This is a genomic window from Natrinema gelatinilyticum (assembly GCF_024266705.1).
GTDB classification, from domain to species: Archaea; Halobacteriota; Halobacteria; order Halobacteriales; family Natrialbaceae; genus Natrinema; species Natrinema gelatinilyticum.
The window spans coordinates 2,883,745-2,906,311 of record NZ_CP100756.1; the positions used below are offsets into that span (position 1 = coordinate 2,883,745).

Here is a 22,567-nt window from a genome sequence, read left to right on the forward strand (position 1 = left end):
GGCTGTCGGACGGGACACCGGAGGTCGGTCGTATTGAGCGAGCCGTCGTCAATTCGATGGAACGGCCGGTGCTGCGGTCTCCTCGTCCGTCACGTTGAGTTCGGACGTGACGAGTGCGCGGTAGGCCCGGCGGAGTCGCTCGGAGAGCGCCTGGTGGGAGATACCGAGTTCCTCGGAGAGTTCCTGCATCGAGACCTCGCGAGGAATCTCGAAGTAGCCGTGATCTATCGCCGCGACCAGGGTTTCGTACTGACGGGTCGTGAGCCCGCACTGGGAGTTCGTTTCCTCGGCCAGGTCGAACAGTCGGACGATCGTTGGCGTGACATCGGTCTCGTCGAGGCGGTCGTACAGCGTGCTTACGCTCTCGCGGTCCACGACGCGGATGCTGAGCAGCCACGTCCCGTTCGAGGCCGACGCGCTGAGCACCGTGCCACCCTCCTCGAGGACGATTTCGAAGGGGTCGACCGCCGCCGGTTCGAACTCGATGTCGTACAACCAGCGGTCTTCGTCGCTACTGATCTGGGAATACGTGCCGATCGCCGAGGCTTCGTCGAGGGCCGCTTCGATCTCGGATTGCGATGGCCCCGATAGCCAGAGCCCGTGCCCGCTCGAGGCGATCACCTGCTCCATCTCACAGGAGAGCGACGGGACGGCCTCGAACAGTTCGCCGGTTCCGGTTCCGTCAGCCGAAATCTCGATGTCTGCAATGGATGTCATGAATCTCGTTTACTGATTGTACGAGCACGTGCATAACACCACTTCCAAACCACTTAGACGAGGTCTGAGAGAATGTCAGGGGTTCGTATCAGTTCGCGTTGGGACGGACTGTAGGACCGCACTGGCGCTCGAGTACCCCGGCGCGGCGTTTCGATCGGCTCCTGCACCGATGACGACGCCCCCCACTGCGATGGTGTTTCGGGCACAGGCACCAGATCAGTCGCATCGACTGCGAGCGACCGTCTCCTTCCGTTCGGGCTGGGTCCTCGAGGCGAGGATCGACGTCGTCGACACCCGAAGAATCTCTTGGCGTGGCCGTGGTGACTGTCCATCCGCCCGATCGGGGTTCACGTGACGGGCGATTCGTCGCGGCTCTGTTGCCGAGGGAAGGTAACTAGAACCGGTGACGTCTCGCCGACGTGAGCCGATACTCTCGATCCTATCCAGCGTCTCCCGCTTCGATCCGCTGAGACTGACGGATCGGCGGACTCAGAACAGTTCGACTCGGATCCCGTCGGCCTCGAGATCGTCGGCGAACGCCGCTTCGTCCGTCTCGATCGGCTCGAACGTGTCGTAATGTTCCGGCAGTACGAGTTCTGGATCGACGCTTCGGGCGAAGTCAGCGGCCTCGTGACGATCCATCGTGAAGTGGCCGCCGATCGGAGGGACGAACACATCCGCGGACATCGACTCGTGGTGCGGGAGAAAGTCCGTATCTGACGGGAAGAAAATCGTCGTCCCCTCGACGGTCAACACGAGTCCGATCACTTCGCCGTCGGCGTGATACGGGTTGCCGTCCTCGTCGACGTGGTCTCCCTCGGGGTCGTTGGAGGCGGGAACCGTCCGAACGTCGATTCCGTCGACGGACGCCTCGCCTTCGTGGGGCAGGTCGACGACGTCGAAGCCCAGCCCGCTAGTATCGACCGCCTCGTAAACGGCGATCGTCGCGTCCGAGTCGGCGACTGCCTCGATTGCGTCCGGGTCGTAGTGATCGTAGTCGTCGTGCGTGACGAACACGATATCACCGTCTCCCGGTTCGCCCGCGAGGACCTCCCCCCAAGGATCGACGTAGACGACGGTTCCATCCTGGGTCTCTATGCGAACGCTCGCGTGCCCGAGTCGCTCGAACGTTATCCCCTCGTAATCGACTGACATGGTCGCTCGAGCATATGTCGACGCTCGCTTTATAGATCGGGGTATCGGCTCCTCGAGAAAACCCGTGCCGGCGTATCCACCCACCACCGTTTTCCGTCGGACGGCCGCAGCACGCTGCGTAGCAAGGTGTTCGCTATCCGTCAGAACAAGCGTGTTGCATACAGCGGATGGATTCGGCAGGCCGACACTGATCGATGGGGCCGGTTTTGTCAGACAGATTGATCGATTACCCGTGTCGAGCGACGCACGGACGCTCACTGATCGGGCGACCCGGACCCGCGCTTATTCGTTCCACGCACCGCCAGTCATGTCGATGGCGTCGTTGACTGAGGCGACTAGCACGGTCACTGCGAGGTCGCCCAAGACGTTAACCATCGTGCGGAGCCGGTCTAAAATCGGGTCCACACCCGCGACAAAACCGACGACTTCCAGGGGCAACCCGAGCTGGGTCAATACCAGCGTGATCATGACGAGTCCGGCACTGGGGATCCCAGGTGTGCCAATGCTCGCGAGAACCGCGAGGAACACGACGATGATCTGTTCGCCGACCGAGAGCTGAACCCCTGCCAGGTTCGCGGCGAAGATGGCGACGATACCCTGGTACATTACTGTTCCGTCCATATTGATCGTCGCCCCAATGGGCAGCGAGAAGCCGTAGACGCTCTTGTCCACGCACAGACGCTCCTGGGCGTTGCGCACCGTCACCGGCAGCGTCGCGCTACTCGACGAGCTACTGAGCGCGGTTACCAGCGCCGTCCGGCTTCCGTTGAGAAAGGCCAGCGGCGAGCAGTGGACGAACACCATCATGATACCAAGGAGGTACACGTCGGTGACGTGGAGGACCACGGCCGCTGTGAGCGTCACCATCAGGAGGGCAAATGGGAGAATCGCATCGGCACCTACCCGAGCGAACACCGAGGCCATAAGCGCGAAGACTCCGACGACGCCGTACTCGAGGACTCCCCAGACGATCACGAACATCGCCTCGGCCCCGGCCTCGCTGCTATTGCGAATGGCCGTGACGCCGTCGCGGACGGCTGCAGACTCTGTCCGCTCCGCGACCAGCAACAGCGCGAGGCCGAACACGACAACGAAGAAGATGATAGCGACGATGTCGGCGTCCGCAATCGCGCCGAACGGGTTCGTCGGCACGACGCCGAGGAGGACCTCCGTCAACGTCGGCGGTTCGACGGGCGTCGCCGCAGCGGGCGTCGCCGCAGCTTCCTCGAGTTCGAACCCCGCGCCCGGGTCGACAAGGTTTGCGACGCCGAGTCCAATTACGACTGCGATCGTAGACGTCACTGCGTAGATTGCCACGACCTGGCCGCCGATGCGTCCGAGCGTCTCCGGACGTAGCTGTTGCAGGCCCGACAAGAGAGTGAACACGATGGTCGGAACCACCAGCATACTGAGCAGGCGGACGAAGAGATCACCCAGCGGCGTGAGCGCTGTCGCGGGCTCGCCGACTGTGAGGCCGACGGCCGAGCCGAGAACGAACGCGGCACCGATCCGATAGACGAGCGCTACGGCGTGATATCGTTTCCAGAGGGACCGTATCATCGCGATCACGATCATCACGTATGCGCGCACGGTCCCTACCGCGCCGGACGAGAAAAATATGAAGCCATGCTGAGCGGTAACGGACGGGGTGACGCAGACAGCACATTACGGTCCGACGAGACGGAGGGATTCAGTACAGCCACTCCTTGGAAAACGCTCGTAGAGTCACGTAGACGGGGATGTATTTGTACTCCAACCGGAGCCGCCGGCTGAATGTAAGGTACAGTCGAGAACGGGAGAGGCACTGTTCAATCGAGAGAAAACCGGAAGAGGCAGTAGGGGATGTCGCTCTGACCAATTCGTATTGAGCATCCTGAAGAATCGATCACAGAGCTGAAAATAGGCGCGTAAACGAAAACACAACAGCATATACTTGATATACTGTGCACGGATATCGATCTGATCACTCCCTCTAACCCGTTGTCGTCTCGCGATTCTTACTGGATTTAACAGTGCCTTCTGCTACATCGGGACATTCCACAGGGAGTGTTTCAACGAGTTTGAATCCGACCTCAACGACTGGTGCCGACGGACCCTGCGGGGGTAGGGACCTTCTCGTCGTCGATTTCGAGATTTCCCAGCATCAGATTGACACACCGCGAACACCGTTTCTCGGTGGTTCGGCCACAGAATCAGTACCTCACAAAGCGTCCCTGCTCACTCAGACTGAAGCCGCAGTTTTGTCCTGATCGGTAGTGACTGACGATAGTTCTGACCGAAGATTGAACAGAGTCGTCGCTGTCGGCGGCGGTCAGCCGCCGACGCGACGGCGTTGCCACTCGCAGAGAGGCTGGCTCGGTCGAGCGTTAGCGGTGGAACCGATCGTCCGGTGGCCGATTTGCAGGGACGGCCCGACGCATCGCGAGGGCCGTCCATGCTGCCCGGCACACCATCTTAATGAACTCCTTGAAAGACCAGGACCAGAGGCGACGCCCGCCACGGCGGGGCGTCGCCACATATTCCCAGTGCAAGTACCGCCAAACGTTCTGTAACACCTATGGAAATTCTGCTGATTAAACAAGCCACGTTTGCTAAGATAATTCTTCGGGCGATCAGGACTTGCTGCAGTCTTCGAGCATAGAATCGACAACCGGCGAACCGATGGCTACTGTAACAGCCATCAGGCGGGAGACTTCTTGGTTGCGAGAGTTATCACTCACGCTGCCACCGACCGGCCAATGAGCGCCGCCCCGGCGGCGCTCAGGCACTCACCCCTGGTGGATCGTACACCTCCTCACGGTCCAGCATATGATACATTGAAACCAGCAGTTTCCGGGCGGTTGCTACAATCGCTGTTTTCGAGTTCTTCTTTCGAGCTAACCGGTTGAAAAACCGGCCGAGGTACTCGTCTTCGCATGTATGAACTGCCGTGTACGACGCTTGGACGAGCAGCCACCGGACTCGTCCTGATCCTCGCTTCGAGATGCTTCCCTCAAACCGCGAGTCGCCAGACTCGCGGATTATCGGGTTCAACCCGACGTAACTTACGACCTCCTTGGCCCGGTCAAACCGGGCGACCTCTCCCAACTCCGCGTAAATCGTCAACGCTGTAAAGTAACTCACACCAGGAATCGTCATCAGGAGCTGGGTCTCCTTCAGAGACCCAGCCCGCTCCTCGATCTCTGCTTCCAACGACTCAATCTGCTCAGTGAGTGTCTGAATAAGCTCTAGATACGATTCCAGCAACGCATCCCATGGTGCCGGGAGCGAGAGTTCCGCGAGGAACTCTCGTCCCTCCACACTCAGCGGTTTTACCTCCTGAGCGATCCCGTGGTCACTCAACAAGCCATGGATCTTGTTCGCGTACTCGGTCCGGTTCTCGACAAGCTTCTGGCGCCCGCGCACAAGTGCGCGGGCTTGCCGAACCTCGTCGGTAGGAACATAGCTTTCAGGAATCGAGCCTAACCTAACCATCCGAGCGAGTTGTTTTGCGTCGACGCGATCAGTTTTCTTGTCCGAGTCGGAGATTAACTTTAGTTTGCCTGGATTAGCAACGATCACATCCAGATACTCTGAAAGAGTATCATAGATGTGGTAGTAATTGCTAGTCGCTTCAAGCGCGGCTTTTGACCCAGCGTACTGCTGGGCAAAGTCGTCGAGGTTCGCGTTTTCGACGCGAACCTCTTCGACAATCTCACCGTTTTCGTCCAATACTGCGATTTGTGAGTACCGTTTGTGTACGTCGATTCCGATGAACATTGGGTTCACCTCGGGACGGCGGTGCGTGAAACAGAGATTCACCTATACGGGCTTTCCCGACTGCCGCCAGGAGCGGCAGTCGGGCTGTGACGCCCATGACTCGGCTTCCTACGCACTCGGACCAGTCAGCAGCACGTGCTCTCGGGCACGGAATACAGCTCGGTCTCTTGCGTCCCATACTTGTGTCACGCTCTTATGGGATAGCAGAATTTCCATCGAGTCAGCAGACTCACCACGACGTACAACAGCCGAACCACCGGATTTTGCGTTGTCGTCGTTGCAATGCTTTGCTCGGAGAGCCGGTACGTCGCCTCGATACCGAAGCGTTTCGCGTAGTGGTATCGGGCGTCGCGTGGTGAGTCGATAAACGGCGCGTCAGCGGCGTAGCCGTGACGCGCCACCCCATGTTCGTCGTACCGCCCGTTTTGGTAGGAACAGTCGATGTAGACGGGAAAATCGACGGTCCAGCTGTGACCGTCGAGTTTCGCCGTCAGATCATGCTGGATGACGCGGCTCCAACCTTCCGAGAGTTCCTGCTTGATCGTCTGTCCCCAACGGATGATCGGTATCACGTAGGCGTGGTTGTGCGCCTGAAGCAGCGTGAGACACTTGCTATCGTAAAATTCACGGTCAAGATAGACGGCCTTGACGCTGAGGTCAAGGCCGTCGAGAATCCCGAGAAACTCAGCAAGGACGCTGCTGGCGGTGTCGCCGTCGGTGAGACGGCGCACCGCCAGCGTATAGCGCTTGTTCTGTACACGCGCGTAGAGAGTGGCATAGGCATGGAACGCGGTGGTTCCACGTTTCGCTTCCGAGTGATAGAGACCGTCTGTGTTGTTTTCATCACCATAGTAGGGCCGCAGGTGGAGGTCGGCGACGACCTCCACCTGCTCAGGAAGGACCTCAAGCACGTTCTTCTGAAGGAGCGCGTTCCCGGCTCGTTCAACCGATTCGAGCTCGAATTTCTCGCGGAGGTGGTACAGAACCGTGTTTTCGTGGGGCGAGTCTGCGCTGTTCTCACAGAGTTTGGAGGCCGAGGTCCCGTCGGCGCACGCGCCGACGAGGACCTCGTAGATGTCTTCTGCGTCGACCTCAGCATTCTTGCCGAGGTCAAGATCGACTTCCTCGTCAATGGAGTTGACGAGGAAGTTAAGGAGCTGGTCCTCGTGGATTGAACCGTCCGCTTGCTTTGCTTGCTTGGACACAACTCAGCAAGCGGACTTCTCAATTAACGGCTTTGTGAAGTACTGAGAATATTCTCTGTTGTCGAGTGGCGGGGAACTCCAAATTTGCAACTTCGGCGGCTGATTGCGAACCGGTTTCACTCGCGGGCCTCCGACGGTTTTTCGTCTCGAGCCGTGAGCTAGGTACCGGCAGGAAAGCGGGCCGGGCGCGATTTGAACACTCGGTCACACGGTCGCCCGATCCGCTCGCGCTGCGTGTTCCCTGCGTTCAAATCGCGGTAGCCGCTTCGCTCCTCGCGTACGTGTCCGGAGCAGAAGCGGGCCGGGCGCGATTTGAACACGCGACCGTCTGATTAAGAGTCAGACGCTCTGCCTAACTGAGCTACCGGCCCTTCACCCCCGACTTTCAGTCGGTCGGTAAAATACGTTTCCCTTGGTGCCTCCCATGGCAGAGATCCACGTGCGGAGTTTACGGGCCGTGAACTGCTCGTATCGGCCGTCAGTATTTGCTACTCTTCGGGACCGTTAAGTGCGACCGGTCCGACCACTTGGGCATATGAGTACGGGGGTTACGATCTCGTCGATTTCTGACTACGCAATTTTGGGCTGTGGGAGCGTGGGATACGCCGTCGCGGAGGAGCTCGTTGAGCAGGGGAAAGACGTCCTGATCATCGACCGCGACGAGAGCCGCGTGGAATCACTTCGAGATCAGGATCTGGACGCCCGAACGGCCGACATTAGCGAACCTGGCATCGCCGAACTGGTGACCGACCGCGACGTCGTCCTCATCCTCGCCTCCGACGTCGAGTCCAATAAACGGGCCGTCGAACACATCCGCGAGAGTACGACCGACCAGTTCGTCGTCGCACGCGCGAGCGACCCCGTCTCCGGCGACGAACTCTCCGAACTCGGGGCCGATATCGTCATCAACCCCTCCTCCGTCATCGCCGAATCGGCCCTCAGGGCGCTCGAGTCGGGCGAACTCGAGTACAACGCGGGCAAACTCGCCGAGATCGTCGAGGAGACGTCGACGCGGCTCGCGATCGTCACGCAAGATAGCCCGGATCCGGATTCGATCGCGAGTGCGGCCGCAATCCAGGCGATCGCGATCCACCTCGGAATCGAATCCGACATCATCTATCTCGGCGACGTGGGCCACCAGGAAAACCGGGCGTTCGTCAATCTCCTCGGAATCGACCTCGTCCAGTGGGACGAAATCGAGGATCACTCGATCTACGACACCGTCGCGCTGGTCGATCACGCGACCTCGAGCGAGATGGAACTCCCGGTCGACATCGTCATCGACCACCTCGAAACGGAATCGGAGACGGAGACGGGGTTCGAACCCGAGTTCGTCGATATTCGGCCGAACATGTCCTCGACATCGACGATCATGACGAAGTACATCCAGGAGTTCGATATGAACGTCTCCGAGAAGGTCGCCACGGCCCTGCTCTACGGCATCCGAGCGGAGACTCTGGATTTCAAACGCGACACGACCCCCGCCGACCTCACCGCCGCCGCCTACCTCTACCCGTTCGCGAATCACGACACGCTCGAGCAAGTCGAGTCGCCGTCGATGTCTCCCGAGACGTTGGACGTCCTCGCGGAAGCGATCACGAATCGCGACGTTCAGGGCAGTCACCTCGTCTCCAACGCCGGGTTCGTCCGCGACCGCGAGGCGCTCACGCAGGCCGCAAGCCACCTCCTGAATCTCGAGGGCGTCACGACGACCGCGGTCTTCGGAATTGCCAACGAGACGATCTTTCTCACCGGTCGCTCGAAGGATATCCGCATCAACATCGGCAAAGTGCTCGACGACGCCTACGGCGAGATCGGCGAGACGGCCGGCCACTCGACGCAGGCGAGCGCGGAGATCCCACTCGGTATCTTCACCGGAATCGAAATCTCGGAGGACACGCGGGAGACGTTGCTCGAGTTGACCGAAGAAGCCGTCAAGCGAACGCTGTTCGACGCGATGGGCGTCGAAGGCGGGAGCGAAGGGTCGAACGGGAGCTGAAAGACTCTCAGACGGTCTTCGCTGGGAACGGGGGCTTAGCGCCCCCGTCCTCACGGAGTGATCGAGTCGGGTAGTTCACACCACCAGTTCGTCTTCTTCGTCGTCGGGTTCGCGAACGCGCTCGACCACATCGTTGATCAGAATGATGTCGCCGACGGATCGGATCCAGCGGTAGGGAACGATGATACCCTGACCCCTGCGGGCTTCCTCCGCGAACAGTTCGCTGTTTAGATTCGCCACGGCGAGGCCGGTGACAGCTTCGCCGTCGATGTTGAGGCGGAGATCCTCGACTTCGCCCACGAAGACGCCGTTGTTCGAGTACACCTCGCGGCCGACGAGCGACGTTATCTCTTGGGAAATGTCGTCCATGACTGGCTTCATGCGTGGTGGACTCTTAATTCTTAGTCAGACGTGACAGTCACCGAGACGAATGTGACAGCGCCCCGTCGGGAACGACACGGCTGCAAGCCGGTCGGCAGCCCGGAGACGCAGTGACAGTCACTCGTAAACCGGGTCTCGCCCCTCGCGGAACGCGGCGACGGATTCGGCGAAATCCGGATGGCGCACGCATTGTTCGTCTAAGGCGCGACGATACGTCGACGCTCGAGCGATCGCATCGGCCCGATGCCTGACCATGGCTCGCTTCGTTTGTGCGACTGCGTTTGGACTTCGAGCAGCGATTCGACCGGCGACGTCCCGGACTGCTGCATCGAGTCGGTCGGGAGCGACGACGCGACTGAAAAGATCCGTCTCCGCGACTGCTTCGGCTTCGAGGACGCCTCCGGTATAGCACAGTTCCCTCGCAATCCCGTCGCCGAGTTCCAAAACGAGACGCTCGAACGGCGGGACGAGACCCATTCTGATTTCGGCGGGACAGAGCGTTGCATCGGTCGAGGCGATCCGAACGTCACAGGCCATGGCGAGTTCGTATCCGCCACCGTAGGCAGGGCCGTTCACGCGGCCGATAACCGGAATCGACGCGGACTCGATGATGGCGTACAGTTCCGAGAACGACTCCAGATACTCGATCACAGCATCGGGGTCGTCGGCGCGGGCCGCGAACGCGTCGACGTCCGCACCTGCCGAAAACGTTCGGCCGGAACCCGTGACGACGATCGATCGAACGGAGTCGTCCGCTGCAACCGTTTCGATTTGCTCTCCGAGGTCGTCGATAACTGCAGGCGACATCGCGTTCCCCGCGTCCGGTCGGTCGATCGTCACGGTCGCGTACCGGTCCGTAGAGTCATGTGAGACGATAACGTTAGCCATTCGATCGGAACCCACTGCGGCCAGCGATAAAACAGTACTCGTCCGGCCGGTTGCGATCCAGCTCTCCCGGGTCGCAGTGGGACCGTTGCTCCGACGGCCAGACTGCGCCGACCGCCGCGGGCTTATCCCAGAATCGAGCCGACGGCGGCGTGGTCGGACAACAGCTGTTGCATCCGGTCGACCGTATCAGCGTCGCGAACGCGGCCGCTGCGGACGACTTTCTCCGCGCGGTCGACGGTCGCGAGCGTGTCCGTTCGAACCGAGATAATCGGGACGCCCTTCTCGCTTGCCTGACCCAGGATCGCACCCGAGGGCCGATGGCCCCCGGTCAAGATGAGACAGCGAACGCCGGGGGCCTCGAGCGCCGCAGTGTGGATTTCCGCGCGGTCGCCGCCAGTGATGACGGCCGCGTCTTTCGTCCGCCGGAATCGCCGCAAGGCGCTATCCGCACCCATCGCACCGACGGAGAACCGTTCGATGTAGGCGTCCTGTCCGGCCTCGACGAGCATCGTCCCGCCGAGTTCGTCGGCCAGTTCGGCAACCGTCACGCCCGATAACTCGCGTTCGCTCGGAAGGACGCCAGTGACCGGAATCCCGCGTTCCTCGAGGAACGGGATCACGTCCGTCTCGAGCCTGTCGTACGCGTCGTCGAGCACCTGGTTGAACACGACTCCGCCGAGGCGGTCGCCGAACGACTCCGCGGCTGCGAGGACGTCGTCGACGTCTCCCGGCCTTTCGTAGGACGCGATCAGCAGAACGCGTGCGTCGAGGAGGTCCGCGATGTCCGGGTCCGTGAGACCGACGATACCACCCATGTCGTAGCGGCCACCGCCCTCGACAAACATTCGGTCGTGTTCGTCGGCGAGCGTCTCGAACGCCTCGCGGACGCGCTCGCGGAGGTCGACGGGCGATTCGCGCCCGCGGATCACCTGCTCGATGAACGTCGGCGAGTAGACCACTGGCTCGAGGTCCTGGACGTCTGCATCGAGTTCGAGCAGTTCGCGAGCGAGGAGCGGATCTTCGTCCAGGGTTTTCCCGACGTTGCTCTGGAGTCGGGTTCCCTTCGGTTTCATGTAGCCGACGCTGTCTCCATCGGCTGTGGCGAGCCGGGCCAGCGCCAACGTGATGGCCGTTTTGCCGATACTTTCCTCGAGTGAGCTCACGAGCAGCGTGTCGACTTCTCTACCGGGATCGGATATACCGGCATCGCCGTCCGTGTCTGTGGTGCGGGCAGTGTCACTATCTTCTGGGCCGGTCTGACTGTCGATGTCTGCGGTGGTGCTCTCGCTGTCGGCGGTCGTGGATTCGGGTTCTGGATCGGTCTCGGTCATAGTTCCTCCGTATCGACGGTGAGTCGCAGATCGATCGCCTGTACGCCGTCGGGACCCGCGACGAGCGGGTTGACGTCGAGCTCGAGGATCGCCGGAAAGTCCGACACCAGCTGTGAGAGCCGCTGGATCGTCTCGACGACGCCGTCGACGTCAGCCGGTTCGCGGCCTCGAGCCCCTCGCAACAACGGTGCGGCTCTGATCTCGTCGACCATCTCGCGGGCCTCGTCTTCGCCAATCGGTGCGACGCGGACTGACGTGTCCTCTAGGATCTCGACGAAGATACCGCCGAGTCCGAACAGCAACAGCGGGCCGAACTGCGGGTCGCGGTTCATCCCGACGATGGTCTCGGTCGCGGCCTCGAGGTCGAGCATCTCCTGGACCTGGACGCCGATAATACTCGCGTCGGGCTGGTAGGTACGCGCGCGGGAGACGACGTCCTCGTACGCATCGTACACGTCGTCGGTGGCGACGCCGACTTTGACGCCGCCGATGTCGGACTTGTGAGAGATGTCCGGGCTGACGATCTTCAGGACGACGTCGCCGTCGATCGAGTCCGCGACGTCCTGGGCGCGGACAGGATCGTCGACGATTTCGCCGGCCGGTGTGGGGATCCCGTAGGCCTCGAGCAGGTCCATCGACTCGACGCCGAGTCGGTTGTCGTCTCGGCGGGTTGCACGCTCCAGAATCGCTCGTGCGCGCTCGCGATCGACGTCGAACGTGGTGGGCACGTCGGCCGTGCGCTCGTGAATCTCGCTGAAGCGAGCGAGCGCGTCGAGTCCCGACACCGCCCGCGACGGATCGAAGTAGTTCGGAATCCCCGACTCGCGTAGCGTCGCTTCGGCGTCTCTGGCCCGTTTTCCGCCCATCAGGCACGTTACGACCGGCGTATCGTGCGCTTCTCGCTTCAAAATTACCGTCTCGGCGAGGTCGTCGTAGGACAGCACCGCGGTCGGCGCGGCGACCACGACTGCGCTCCCGACGGTGGGGTCTTCGAGCGCGATATCGAGGGCCTCGCCGAAGCGGTCGACGTCGGCGTCACCGATCGCGTCGATCGGGTTGTAGACGTTGGCCTCGTCCGGCATCACCTTGGCGAGCGCGGCGATCGTCTCGTCGGTGAAGTCGGCCATCTCGAGGCTCGAATCGCCAACCGCGTCGGTGGTGAGAACGCCGGGGCCGCCCGCGTTCGTCACGACTGCGACGCCGTCCGTCTCGGGTTCGGGAAGTCCCGACAGCGCCCGCGCGTAATCGAACAGTTCCTGGACCGAGTGCGCTCGGATGATTCCGGCCCGATCGAGACCGGCCTCGTAAGCCCGTTCGCTTCCCGCGATCGCTCCAGTGTGAGACGACGCCGCCTGTGCGCCGGCGTCCGTTCGGCCGGACTTGACGACGACGATCGGGGTGTCGTCGGTCACCTCGCGCGCAGCATCGACGAATTCCTGCCCGTCGTCGACGTCCTCGAGGTAGCCGATGATGACGTCTGTGTGTGGATCGTCACCCCACTCGCGGACGAAATCCGTCTCGTCCAGCACTGCCTTGTTGCCGAGCGAAACGACGTCTCGAAAGCCGATGCCTTGGTCGTTGGCCCAGTCGATGACGGCGGTGATGAACGCCCCGGACTGGCTCATGAAGGAAATCGGGCCTTCGAGTGCGCTTTCCGGCCCGAACGTGGCGTTCATGCCCGTCGCCGTGGCCATGATCCCCAGGCTGTTCGGGCCAACGACGTTGAGGTCGTTCTCGGCGGCGATCTTGCGGAGCCGGCGCTCGCGCTCGGCTCCCTTGCTGCCCGTTTCGGCGAAGCCGGCCGTGATGACGACGACGTTCTCGGTGCCCGCCTCGGCGAGATCGCGGATCGACTCGATCACGACCTCCGACGGGACCACGACTACCGCTAGATCTATCGGCGGCGCGCTCGACGCGTCCGGATAACACTCGAGCCCGAGCACTTCCTCGCGCGTGGGATTTATGGGTACGACCCTCCCCACGAACTGGTCTCGCAGGTTCTCGAGGATCGCCCGCCCGACTGCGCCTTCGCGGTCGGTCGCGCCGACCACAGCGACGGTCTCGGGATCGAAGAGTTCGGATAACCGTCCCATCGGTTGAGAGTTGGCCGACGAGCCTGTTAACAGTTGCTGGTAATACGATTTCGCTATTCATCCGCACCGTTGTATTTTTCTCGCCCGATTCACCCTGATTCTGGTGTTCCATTGGTGGCCCGTTAGCTGAAAGAGAGGGTGCTAAGCCCCCGTCTTCGAGGAGCGACCGACGGGAGCGAGGAGGGCGGGGATACAGTACCCGCACGATCGTCACACACCCCTACTCACAAACGCTTAATAAACCATACTCAGTACCTCACAAAGCGTCCCTGCTCACTCAGACTGAAGCCGCAGTTTTGTCCTGATCGGTAGTGACTGACGATAGTTCTGACCGAAGATTGAACAGAGTCGTCGCTGTCGGCGGCGGTCAGCCGCCGACGCGACGGCGTTGCCACTCGCAGAGAGGCTGGCTCGGTCGAGCGTTAGCGGTGGAACCGATCGTCCGGTGGCCGATTTGCAGGGACGGCCCGACGCATCGCGAGGGCCGTCCATGCTGCCCGGCACACCATCTTAATGAACTCCTTGAAAGACCAGGACCAGAGGCGACGCCCGCCACGGCGGGGCGTCGCCACATATTCCCAGTGCAAGTACCGCCAAACGTTCTGTAACAACAGACTCACCACGACGTACAACAGCCGAACCACCGGATTTTGCGTTGTCGTCGTTGCAATGCTTTGCTCGGAGAGCCGGTACGTCGCCTCGATACCGAAGCGTTTCGCGTAGTGGTATCGGGCGTCGCGTGGTGAGTCGATAAACGGCGCGTCAGCGGCGTAGCCGTGACGCGCCACCCCATGTTCGTCGTACCGCCCGTTTTGGTAGGAACAGTCGATGTAGACGGGAAAATCGACGGTCCAGCTGTGACCGTCGAGTTTCGCCGTCAGATCATGCTGGATGACGCGGCTCCAACCTTCCGAGAGTTCCTGCTTGATCGTCTGTCCCCAACGGATGATCGGTATCACGTAGGCGTGGTTGTGCGCCTGAAGCAGCGTGAGACACTTGCTATCGTAAAATTCACGGTCAAGATAGACGGCCTTGACGCTGAGGTCAAGGCCGTCGAGAATCCCGAGAAACTCAGCAAGGACGCTGCTGGCGGTGTCGCCGTCGGTGAGACGGCGCACCGCCAGCGTATAGCGCTTGTTCTGTACACGCGCGTAGAGAGTGGCATAGGCATGGAACGCGGTGGTTCCACGTTTCGCTTCCGAGTGATAGAGACCGTCTGTGTTGTTTTCATCACCATAGTAGGGCCGCAGGTGGAGGTCGGCGACGACCTCCACCTGCTCAGGAAGGACCTCAAGCACGTTCTTCTGAAGGAGCGCGTTCCCGGCTCGTTCAACCGATTCGAGCTCGAATTTCTCGCGGAGGTGGTACAGAACCGTGTTTTCGTGGGGCGAGTCTGCGCTGTTCTCACAGAGTTTGGAGACCGAGGTCCCGTCGGCGCACGCGCCGACGAGGACCTCGTAGATGTCTTCTGCGTCGACCTCAGCATTCTTGCCGAGGTCAAGATCGACTTCCTCGTCAATGGAGTTGACGAGGAAGTTAAGGAGCTGGTCCTCGTGGATTGAACCGTCCGCTTGCTTTGCTTGCTTGGACACAACTCAGCAAGCGGACTTCTCAATTAACGGCTTTGTGAAGTACTGATACTTCATAGACGAAAGCAAGTCGCATGGAGTACAGTCCCCGATACCGACTCTTCCCAACAACACCTATGAGAATCCTGTGATTGACCAAACCACGGATCGTCTCATAGCTGTTTCGTTGTCGATGGTGTCCGGCGCGTGTTGGTGACGTAGAACCGCACGACGTCGCTACAATTGAGTGGAAACAGCCCTCAGGCAGAGGCTATCTTGAAAGCGAGAGCAGTTGCTAACAGTGGGCGAATGCCCTGCTGAGTGGCACCATCGCGGTGCCACTCAGCGACTATGCTGTTGGCGGATCGTAGACTTCCTCACGGCTGAGCATGTGAAACATTGCGACAAGCATTTTCCGAGCTGTTGCAACGATTGCGATATTGTGATTCTTCCGCTGTTTCAGGCGGTTGTAGAACTCTCCAAGATACTCGTCAAACCGTACTGCCACGTTGGCACACTGAACGAGGGCCCAGCGCAACGGCGCTGAGCCCTCTTTCGAGATTCCACCACGCACCTCTTTGTCGCCAGATTGCCGAATAGATGGATCAAGCCCGGCGTAGCTGATCACTTTCTTTGCACTGCTAAACCGGTCGATCTCGCCAAGTTCGGACGTGATCAACAGCGACGTGAAATAACTCACGCCAGGGATAGTCATGAGCAGCTGCGCGTCACGACGCGCAGCGGCGGTGTCTTCGATACGCTTGTCGAGTTTCGTGATCTGTTCGTTTAGCGTATCAATCACCGCGAGATGTGCCTCAAGAACCGCTCGATCGACCTCAGAGAGCGTGAGTTCCGCGAGGAACTCACGCCCGGTCGGGCCGAACAGTTCGCGGCTATATTGGTTACCAGTTCGCTTGAGAACCGCTCGAACACGGTTTTTCTCCCGTGTTCGGCCTTCGACGAGTGCCTTGCGTGCGCGAACGAGATCACGTCGTTCGCGCACGTCCTTCGGCGGAACGTAGCTTTCAGCGACGAGATTCGCCCGAAGGAGATGTGCGAGCATCTTGGCGTCAACACGGTCAGTTTTGACCTTTGCATCGGCGATGACACGTGTTTTGCTTGGATTGACGAGGGTAACATCCATGTGCTCGTCAAGCGTTTCGTAGATTGGGCGGTAGTGCCCGGTCGCTTCGATGGCAACCGCCGACCCGGCATACTCGCGCGCGAACTCTTCGAGTTCGGCGCGCTCGGAGCCATGGGAGAGGCGGAATTCATCGACGAGACTGCCGTCCTGTCGCATGACCGCTACCTTCGAGTAGCGGTCATGCGTATCCATTCCGATGTACATGATATGATGTCTCTGGGGTTGGGTGAACGAACCGAATAGACACCTATGCGGGCTTTTCGCCCAATCCTTCGGATTCTTGCAAGGGGCCAGTCAGAGCAGCGTGTTCTCGGACACATGTTGAAAGACGGCCTCCTTCAACCCCAACGCGTTTCGTTCACCGACTTGGGGCTTAAACAGGATTCTCATAAAGTCAGAGCAACGGGAGAGTCTCGACTGGACTCGTGACACCGTGCGACAACTCTACAACCACGCCCTCCACGAATTCACCAAGATACCAGAAGACGAGGGGACGCTTCGACAGCGCGTCTGGCACGTCCGAGATGCACTCCCACAACTCAAACAACAGTGGACTGACCTCAAACAGGTCTACTCAACAGTGTTGCAGAAAGCTGTCGAGCGTATCCGAACCAACATCACCAACCTCGGCACACTCAAAGCCAAGGGATACGACGTTGGCTCGCTGAACTGGAAGTCACCGCGTGAGTATCGGAGTTTCACGTACCGGCAATCGGGCTTCGAACTCGACACGAAGAGTGGCCCGAGAGACCGAGCGATACTCCGACTCACAAAAGTTCGTGGTGAAACCATCGAAATCCCACTCCGACTTCACCGTGACCTTCCCGACCACGATGCTATCAAAGAAGTCACGGTGAAGAAAGAACCCACTGGAGCGTGGTACGCTTCGTTCTGCATCAGCACCGACACGCCAGAGAAACCAGACTCAGCGGACATCGACGCTGAGGATACCGTAGGAATCGACCTTGGCGTCCTTAACTTTGTCCACGATTCGGACGGACGCTCCGTCGGACGTCTTGACTTGTCTGTGGAGCGTGAGCGCCTCGAGCGCGAGCAACGCGCTCTTTCTCGCAAACAATACGAGTCGAACAACTGGGAGACGCAACGGCGGCGAGTCGCGACGGTCCATGCTCGCATGTCGAACAAGAAGCGAGATTATAAACACAAGCTCGCGCACTTTTACACGACCGAGCACGATGCCGTGTTCGTTGAGGATTTGAACGTGACGTCACTGCTTGAAGACAGTGGCAACGCGCGGAACAAGGCCGAAGTCGGCTGGCGAAACTTCAGTACGATTCTGAAACATCACGGTCGGAAGAACGGGTGTCACGTCATTGAGGTTCACCCACGTGGGACGACAACGGAGTGTGCGTCGTGTGGTATGGAGACTGAGAAGCCGTTGTGGGTTCGTGACCATTCGTGTCCATCGTGTGGGTTCGAACTGGAGAGGGATTGGAACGCGGCGTTAAACATCCAGTCGCGTGGTCTGGAGAACCTAGGAGTGGGTCACTCCGAAGCAACGCCTGTGGAGACTGCGACCGCTGTGGATACTTCTGAAGTGTCTGCAAGTCGCGTCGTCGAAGCAGGAAGCCCCGCCCTCAAGGAGTCGCCGAAGGCGACGAGTAGGGCGGGGTAGTTCACTTGCAGTTCTCCGAAGTCGTTATCGGGAGTGTGAGCCAATCCGCGTGAGGCCGTTCTTCGCGGTCTCCACCGGGCGGTCGCCGAGGCACTTCATGACTTGGCCGTGGTCCACCGTCACCAGCCTGAATACCTCGCGCTGTTCAAGGATTTTCTCCTCGCGGAGCCGGAGGTCGTCCACCCAATAGACGTGTCTCGACGGTCAGAGAACGTATCCCGTGGCGAACGCGAGGAGGCCGCTCGCGAGAACCCGTCCGTCGACGGGGAGCGATCCGACTCATACGCCTGGCGAAGACCTCAGTGCGTCGAGATAGCCGCCGTCGAGCGGCTCGACGCGAACACCGCGAGCAGATAGCACGCGATGGCGACGACGACGATCGAGCCGCCGGTCGGAAGACCCTGTGAAATCGAGAGGACGAATCCGCCGATCACCGCGACCTGTCCGAAGAGGATCGAGCAGTACAGCGTCTCACGGAAGCTACCTGCGATCTGGGTCGCCGCGGCAACGGGGACGACGAGCATCGCGGCGACGAGGATCACGCCGAGAATCTGCATCGCACCGACGACTACGACTGCGGTCATCACGATCAGTAGCGTGTTGTACCAGGTGACGTTGAGCCGCGCGACGCGAGCGGCCTGCTCGTCGAAGGTGATGAACAGGAGTTGTTTGTAGGTCGCGACGGTGACGGCCACGACGACGACGCTGATGACGGCCATCAGCCGCGCACCCGAGGGGGTGACGACGGAGATGCTGCCGAAGATGTAGTCTTCGACGGCGATCCCCGTCATTCCGCGACCGTAACTGACGACCAGCGTCCCCACGGCAAAGCTGCCGGTCAGCATGATCGCGATCGGCACGTCGCCGTAGGTGTCGGTCCGCTCGGCCAGCCACTGGACGCCGAGTGCGCCGAGAATGCCCACGACCAGTGCGACGAGCATCAACGAACCGTTCCAGCCAGTCGTCGCGCTCACCAGCAGGCCGACCGCGACCCCGGCGAAGGCCGTATGTGCCAGTGTCTCGCCGATCAAGGCCATCTCCCGGTGGACGAGGTAGGTCCCGACCAGGGGCGCGACCACGCCGATCAGGATTCCAGTCGCGATCGAGCGCCACATGAACGGGTGATAGAATACGTTCGTCCCGAGGTAGTGGTCCGCCCACCAGCCCGCGATACGAGCCTGATCGTACACCCCACCCACCAGCGGCGCCGCCCGAAGCGCGTCGATGGCGAGTAGGCCGATCATCGCGACCGAGAGGACCGCGGTCAGGCCGATACCGACGTGCTCGAGTCGCCGACGGAGTGGGTGAGTTCGACTCATCAGTGGTGGTGGTGGACGACCTGTCCCGACTTACCGTAGGCCTCCGTCAACGCGTCGCTTTCGACGAACGATTTGGTATCGCCGTGGTGGTATAGTTCGGTATTGATACAGGCGATACGGGTCGCGCGATCGGTGACGACCCCGATGTCGTGCTCGATCAGAATGATCGTGATCCCGTCGTCGTTGAGCGACTCGAGGAGCCGGTAGAACTCGTCTCTGGACTCGGCGTCGACGCCGACGGTCGGCTCGTCGAGCGCCAGCAGGTCGGCCTCGGAGGCCAGCGCGCGTGCGATGTACGTTCGTTGGCGCTGGCCACCCGAGAGCTGATCGAGTTGGCGGTCGGCAAGATCGGCGATGTCGACGGTCTGGAGTGCGTCGTCGACTGCCGTCCGGTCGTCGTCGGTTAGCTGCCCGTGGCCCGCGTGGGCGAATCGCCCCATCGTGACTACCTCGCGGACGGTAACCGGCATCGAGCCGCCACGGTTCGTCGCCTGCTGAGAGACGTACCCGATCCGCTCGCCGTCGTCAAATTCGGAGACGGGTTCGCCGAACAGTTTGATCGAGCCGCTATCGGGATTGCGCAGGCCGAGCATGAGGTGCAAGAGCGTGGTCTTGCCCGATCCGTTGGGACCGATCAGCCCCAGAAAGTCGCCCTCTCGAACCGTAAGCGAGACGTCTTCCACGGCCGGCTGCTCGCCGTAGGCGAACGTCACGCCCTCGAGATCGATCACGCTCACTGTACGTCTAGTGCCTCACTGAACGCGGGTACGTTTATTTCTTGCATCTGTTCGAGGTAGCCCCAGTCCTTGCGCTGCCACTTCGCGAGGGTTCCCGAGAGGTGCGTGATCGGCATCGCGTCGGTCGCGTCGGTATCGCGAAGAAGCGCGTTGACGAGCGGCGGGTATTGACCGTCGCGGTCTTCGAAGGGACTGTAAAGGATCGTTTCGATTCCCTCTTCGTCGACCAGGCTGATCGTCTCCGAGATGTCGCCCTGACTCGGCTCGGCTTGCGGGGAGACGCCGACAGGCGTGTAGAGTTCGAACCCGTATCGCTCCTGGAGGTAGGAAAACGAGTCGTGACCGGCGAAGACGGCGACCTGCCGGTCGGCCGCGGCGAACAGCTCTTCGAACTGCTGATCGAGAGCGTCGAGGGTCTCCGCGTACGCGGACGCGTTTTCCTCGTACGTCCCGGCGTTGTCCGGGTCTGCATCGGCGAGCCCCGACGAGATCGTCCCAACGATGTCCTGTGCGAGCACGGGGTCGAGCCAGACGTGCGGGTCGACGGACGATTCACCGTGCTCGTGCGAGTTACCGCCGTGATCATCGTCGTGACTGTCAACCGAATCGTCGTCCTGCGACCCGTTTTCGGTTCCGTGATCGTGGCCACCGCCGTCGACTTCGTGATTCCCGTCGAGTAACTGGTCATCCAGCCCAGCCAAGCCGTCGATCACCGACACGGTCTCGTAATCGGCCTCGAGCGTCGTCGCAATGTCCTGCGCCCACGAGAACTCGGGTGTGTCGAAGTAGACGAAGACCCCGGAATCGGCTATTTCGCGCGTGAGGTCGCCGCTCGGCGACCACCCGTGGCCGGGCTGGCCGGTTCCGACGGGGTTCTCGAATTCGATGCCATCCCCGGCGATTCGCTGTGACCAGTCCCACAGCGTAAAGAAGGCGGCGTACCCCCCGTCGAACGACTCGTTTGGAGCCCCTACGTCCTCGAGACAACCGGCGAGGGTTCCGACAGCAATTGCACCGGCCCCACGTCCGACCAGTGCGCGTCGGGTCAGTTCCATATACGGAAATGGCGATCCCGGCGTATAAGTATTATTATCTGGATAGGGAGTTTTATTAACAACTGGGTTCAAAAGCCATTTCTGTTAACAACAACTGGCGCTATAGCGGCTCGAGTTGCTAGAGCGATCGAGGCGACTGGTATCGGTTCAGTTGTGACGCCGGGTTCGACCGACGCTCACTCGAGTACCACCGTGAGTCGGACGTCGTCGCGTCGCCGGTAGGCCGGCCGCCGGTCGGAGTGGGAACCGCGGACGACGTCGAACGCGTCGAACCGAATCACGAGTCGGCCGGGATCGATCGTCGCCCGAAGAATAGGTCCGCGGCTCGTCACGACGACGTACGGCGGAGCGGGAACGGGACACGCCTGCAATTCGAAGCCCGTCGCCGAAACCACATCCGCCAGCACGTCAGGGAGCGACCCATGTATCCCGGTTTCCTCGAGTGATCGATGGAGGCCGCCCACGACTGCCTCGCGGTTGGTCGTTCGGGCGGTATCCCAGGGTTCGACTATCGCGTCGGCGCAGGCGCCGATCCCATCGACCACCGACTCATGCTCCGCTTGAATCCGCCGCCGAGCGGCCCGGATTGGATGGGACACGATTCTCGGTGGAACGGGCACTCACAAAGATGTCCCGACTCGAGGCGAGTCCACCATCACTTCCTTCGTCTCCAATTGCTGTGGAGCACCGCATTCCGTATGGGTTCTCATATAGCCCTCAGAGAGTTGAACAAAGGTACCAGCAATGCCGTCTATATCGAGTGAGAATTAGACGCATGCAATTCATTAGTACACCCTGGAACATATCTCATTCGTCAGGTTACTACGATTTGGACTGTCATCACAGTTCATCCACATAATGTAACGGTATTTCCGCGTTTTTCATTATCAGATGAAACATTCACGAATATTACTAAAGTCCACGACCCTAAATACAGGTGTTTATAATAGGAATGTATGAAATGATTGTTGAATATTGTGATCTATTAGACTCATCTTGTCCTAAATTTGGGTTTCTATTAGATAAATTTTCCCTGAATTTGGCTTCGAGAATAACTAATTACTGTGAAATAAAAATATCATGAAGCAACAGGGGAATTGGTCAAAAGAAACGTTATAACGAATCGAGAGCGTTGCATCTCCTCCTCGCTTTTCTCTTTCTGCCGGCTTTTCTAGCGATTGACCAGCATTTCTTGACCCAGTCACTGCATCCGAATGTGTTATAATAATCGGTTACCATGCGAGAACCTCGGCGGCGCAGGCAGATGACGTGAGAGAAGGCCCACTTTGAAATTCATCGTACTCGACAGTGTAGTTGATACCCTCGAGCACATCGATGACCGAGGAATCGAGAAACGGTATCGTTCGAAACGCTCCCGAGAGTGGACGATGATCTAGTAATAGTATGTTTAGGTTTTAATACCCGTGTTATGTATTCTATTCTTATAGTAAAGTAAATATAAATCTATACTGGATATTATTCATATAGTATCACTGATAGCGACATAGTATCTCGTCAGTAAATCGAAACCATCATCCAACTACTAGGTGTGGATAGTAGATGGTTTTGTCAAAATAATC

The 22,567-nt window shown here is 60.0% G+C and carries 17 protein-coding genes, 1 tRNA gene and 2 pseudogenes; 2 read left to right on the forward strand and 18 right to left on the reverse strand.

Annotation, left to right across the window (positions count from 1 at the left end; translation table 11 throughout):
• Positions 1–48 precede the first annotated feature (48 nt).
• The 7 genes and pseudogenes from NJU76_RS14140 to NJU76_RS14170 all read right to left on the reverse strand — a co-directional run bounded on the left by NJU76_RS14140 (position 49) and on the right by NJU76_RS14170 (position 7,207).
• Positions 49–717 (reverse strand): helix-turn-helix domain-containing protein, encoded by a 669-nt coding sequence (locus tag NJU76_RS14140; protein WP_254529760.1) that lies wholly within the window; start codon positions 715–717, stop codon positions 49–51.
• Between the two features lie 489 nt (positions 718–1,206).
• The gene (locus NJU76_RS14145) at positions 1,207–1,872 is read right to left on the reverse strand and encodes an MBL fold metallo-hydrolase (RefSeq protein ID WP_254529762.1); all 666 of its coding nucleotides are present in this window, start codon (positions 1,870–1,872) and stop codon (positions 1,207–1,209) included.
• Between the two features lie 282 nt (positions 1,873–2,154).
• Entirely contained in the window at positions 2,155–3,432 is a 1,278-nt protein-coding gene (locus NJU76_RS14150; RefSeq protein WP_254529764.1) for a dicarboxylate/amino acid:cation symporter, read from the reverse strand.
• Between the two features lie 806 nt (positions 3,433–4,238).
• Positions 4,239–4,427 (reverse strand): annotated as a pseudogene (locus NJU76_RS14155) (ISH3 family transposase); the annotation flags it as partial.
• 205 nt (positions 4,428–4,632) lie between these two features.
• Positions 4,633–5,631 (reverse strand): IS110 family RNA-guided transposase, encoded by a 999-nt coding sequence (locus tag NJU76_RS14160; RefSeq protein ID WP_254529042.1) that lies wholly within the window; start codon positions 5,629–5,631, stop codon positions 4,633–4,635.
• A 200-nt stretch (positions 5,632–5,831) separates the two neighbouring features.
• Positions 5,832–6,836: pseudogene (locus tag NJU76_RS14165) on the reverse strand (ISH3 family transposase); the annotation flags it as partial.
• 297 nt (positions 6,837–7,133) lie between these two features.
• A tRNA-Lys gene (locus tag NJU76_RS14170) sits at positions 7,134–7,207 on the reverse strand.
• Between the two features lie 164 nt (positions 7,208–7,371).
• Here NJU76_RS14170 and NJU76_RS14175 point away from each other — a divergent pair.
• Complete coding sequence (locus NJU76_RS14175; RefSeq protein WP_254529766.1) at positions 7,372–8,835, forward strand: DHH family phosphoesterase; 1,464 nt, start codon at positions 7,372–7,374, stop codon at positions 8,833–8,835.
• A gap of 75 nt (positions 8,836–8,910) precedes the next feature.
• Here the strand turns inward: NJU76_RS14175 and NJU76_RS14180 are convergent, their stop codons facing one another.
• The 6 genes from NJU76_RS14180 to NJU76_RS14205 form a co-directional block, all read right to left on the reverse strand.
• A complete protein-coding gene (locus NJU76_RS14180; protein ID WP_254529767.1) occupies positions 8,911–9,204 on the reverse strand; it encodes a PRC-barrel domain-containing protein in 294 nt (97 codons plus the stop codon).
• 129 nt (positions 9,205–9,333) lie between these two features.
• Positions 9,334–10,104: an enoyl-CoA hydratase/isomerase family protein gene (locus NJU76_RS14185; protein WP_254529769.1), complete on the reverse strand. Its 771-nt coding sequence runs from the start codon at positions 10,102–10,104 to the stop codon at positions 9,334–9,336.
• A 122-nt stretch (positions 10,105–10,226) separates the two neighbouring features.
• Positions 10,227–11,435 carry a phosphotransacetylase family protein gene (locus NJU76_RS14190; RefSeq protein ID WP_254529771.1) on the reverse strand — a complete coding sequence of 403 codons (1,209 nt, stop codon included), beginning with the start codon at positions 11,433–11,435 and terminating at the stop codon, positions 10,227–10,229.
• On the reverse strand, positions 11,432–13,528 hold the full coding sequence (locus NJU76_RS14195) for an acetate--CoA ligase family protein (RefSeq protein WP_254529773.1): 2,097 nt from the start codon (positions 13,526–13,528) through the stop codon (positions 11,432–11,434). The genes NJU76_RS14190 and NJU76_RS14195 overlap by 4 nt, the downstream gene beginning before the upstream one ends.
• 422 nt (positions 13,529–13,950) lie before the next feature.
• Positions 13,951–15,120 (reverse strand): ISH3 family transposase, encoded by a 1,170-nt coding sequence (locus NJU76_RS14200; RefSeq protein WP_254529775.1) that lies wholly within the window; start codon positions 15,118–15,120, stop codon positions 13,951–13,953.
• A gap of 325 nt (positions 15,121–15,445) precedes the next feature.
• Entirely contained in the window at positions 15,446–16,444 is a 999-nt protein-coding gene (locus NJU76_RS14205) for an IS110 family RNA-guided transposase (RefSeq protein ID WP_254529776.1), read from the reverse strand.
• A 229-nt stretch (positions 16,445–16,673) separates the two neighbouring features.
• On the opposite strand from NJU76_RS14205, the gene NJU76_RS14210 reads away from it, so the two are divergent.
• On the forward strand, positions 16,674–17,876 hold the full coding sequence (locus tag NJU76_RS14210) for an RNA-guided endonuclease InsQ/TnpB family protein (protein WP_254529778.1): 1,203 nt from the start codon (positions 16,674–16,676) through the stop codon (positions 17,874–17,876).
• 24 nt (positions 17,877–17,900) lie between these two features.
• Here NJU76_RS14210 and NJU76_RS14215 read toward each other — a convergent pair whose 3' ends face one another.
• The 5 genes from NJU76_RS14215 to NJU76_RS14235 form a co-directional block, all read right to left on the reverse strand.
• The gene (locus NJU76_RS14215; protein ID WP_254529780.1) at positions 17,901–18,059 is read right to left on the reverse strand and encodes a hypothetical protein; all 159 of its coding nucleotides are present in this window, start codon (positions 18,057–18,059) and stop codon (positions 17,901–17,903) included.
• A gap of 116 nt (positions 18,060–18,175) precedes the next feature.
• Complete coding sequence (locus NJU76_RS14220) at positions 18,176–19,195, reverse strand: metal ABC transporter permease (protein ID WP_254529782.1); 1,020 nt, start codon at positions 19,193–19,195, stop codon at positions 18,176–18,178.
• A complete protein-coding gene (locus NJU76_RS14225; protein WP_254529784.1) occupies positions 19,195–19,932 on the reverse strand; it encodes a metal ABC transporter ATP-binding protein in 738 nt (245 codons plus the stop codon). Before NJU76_RS14225 ends, NJU76_RS14220 begins: the two co-directional genes overlap by 1 nt.
• Complete coding sequence (locus NJU76_RS14230) at positions 19,929–20,987, reverse strand: metal ABC transporter substrate-binding protein (protein WP_254529786.1); 1,059 nt, start codon at positions 20,985–20,987, stop codon at positions 19,929–19,931. The genes NJU76_RS14225 and NJU76_RS14230 overlap by 4 nt, the downstream gene beginning before the upstream one ends.
• A 176-nt stretch (positions 20,988–21,163) precedes the next feature.
• A complete protein-coding gene (locus NJU76_RS14235) occupies positions 21,164–21,586 on the reverse strand; it encodes a DUF7988 family protein (RefSeq protein WP_254529788.1) in 423 nt (140 codons plus the stop codon).
• Between the last annotated feature and the right edge of the window lie 981 nt (positions 21,587–22,567).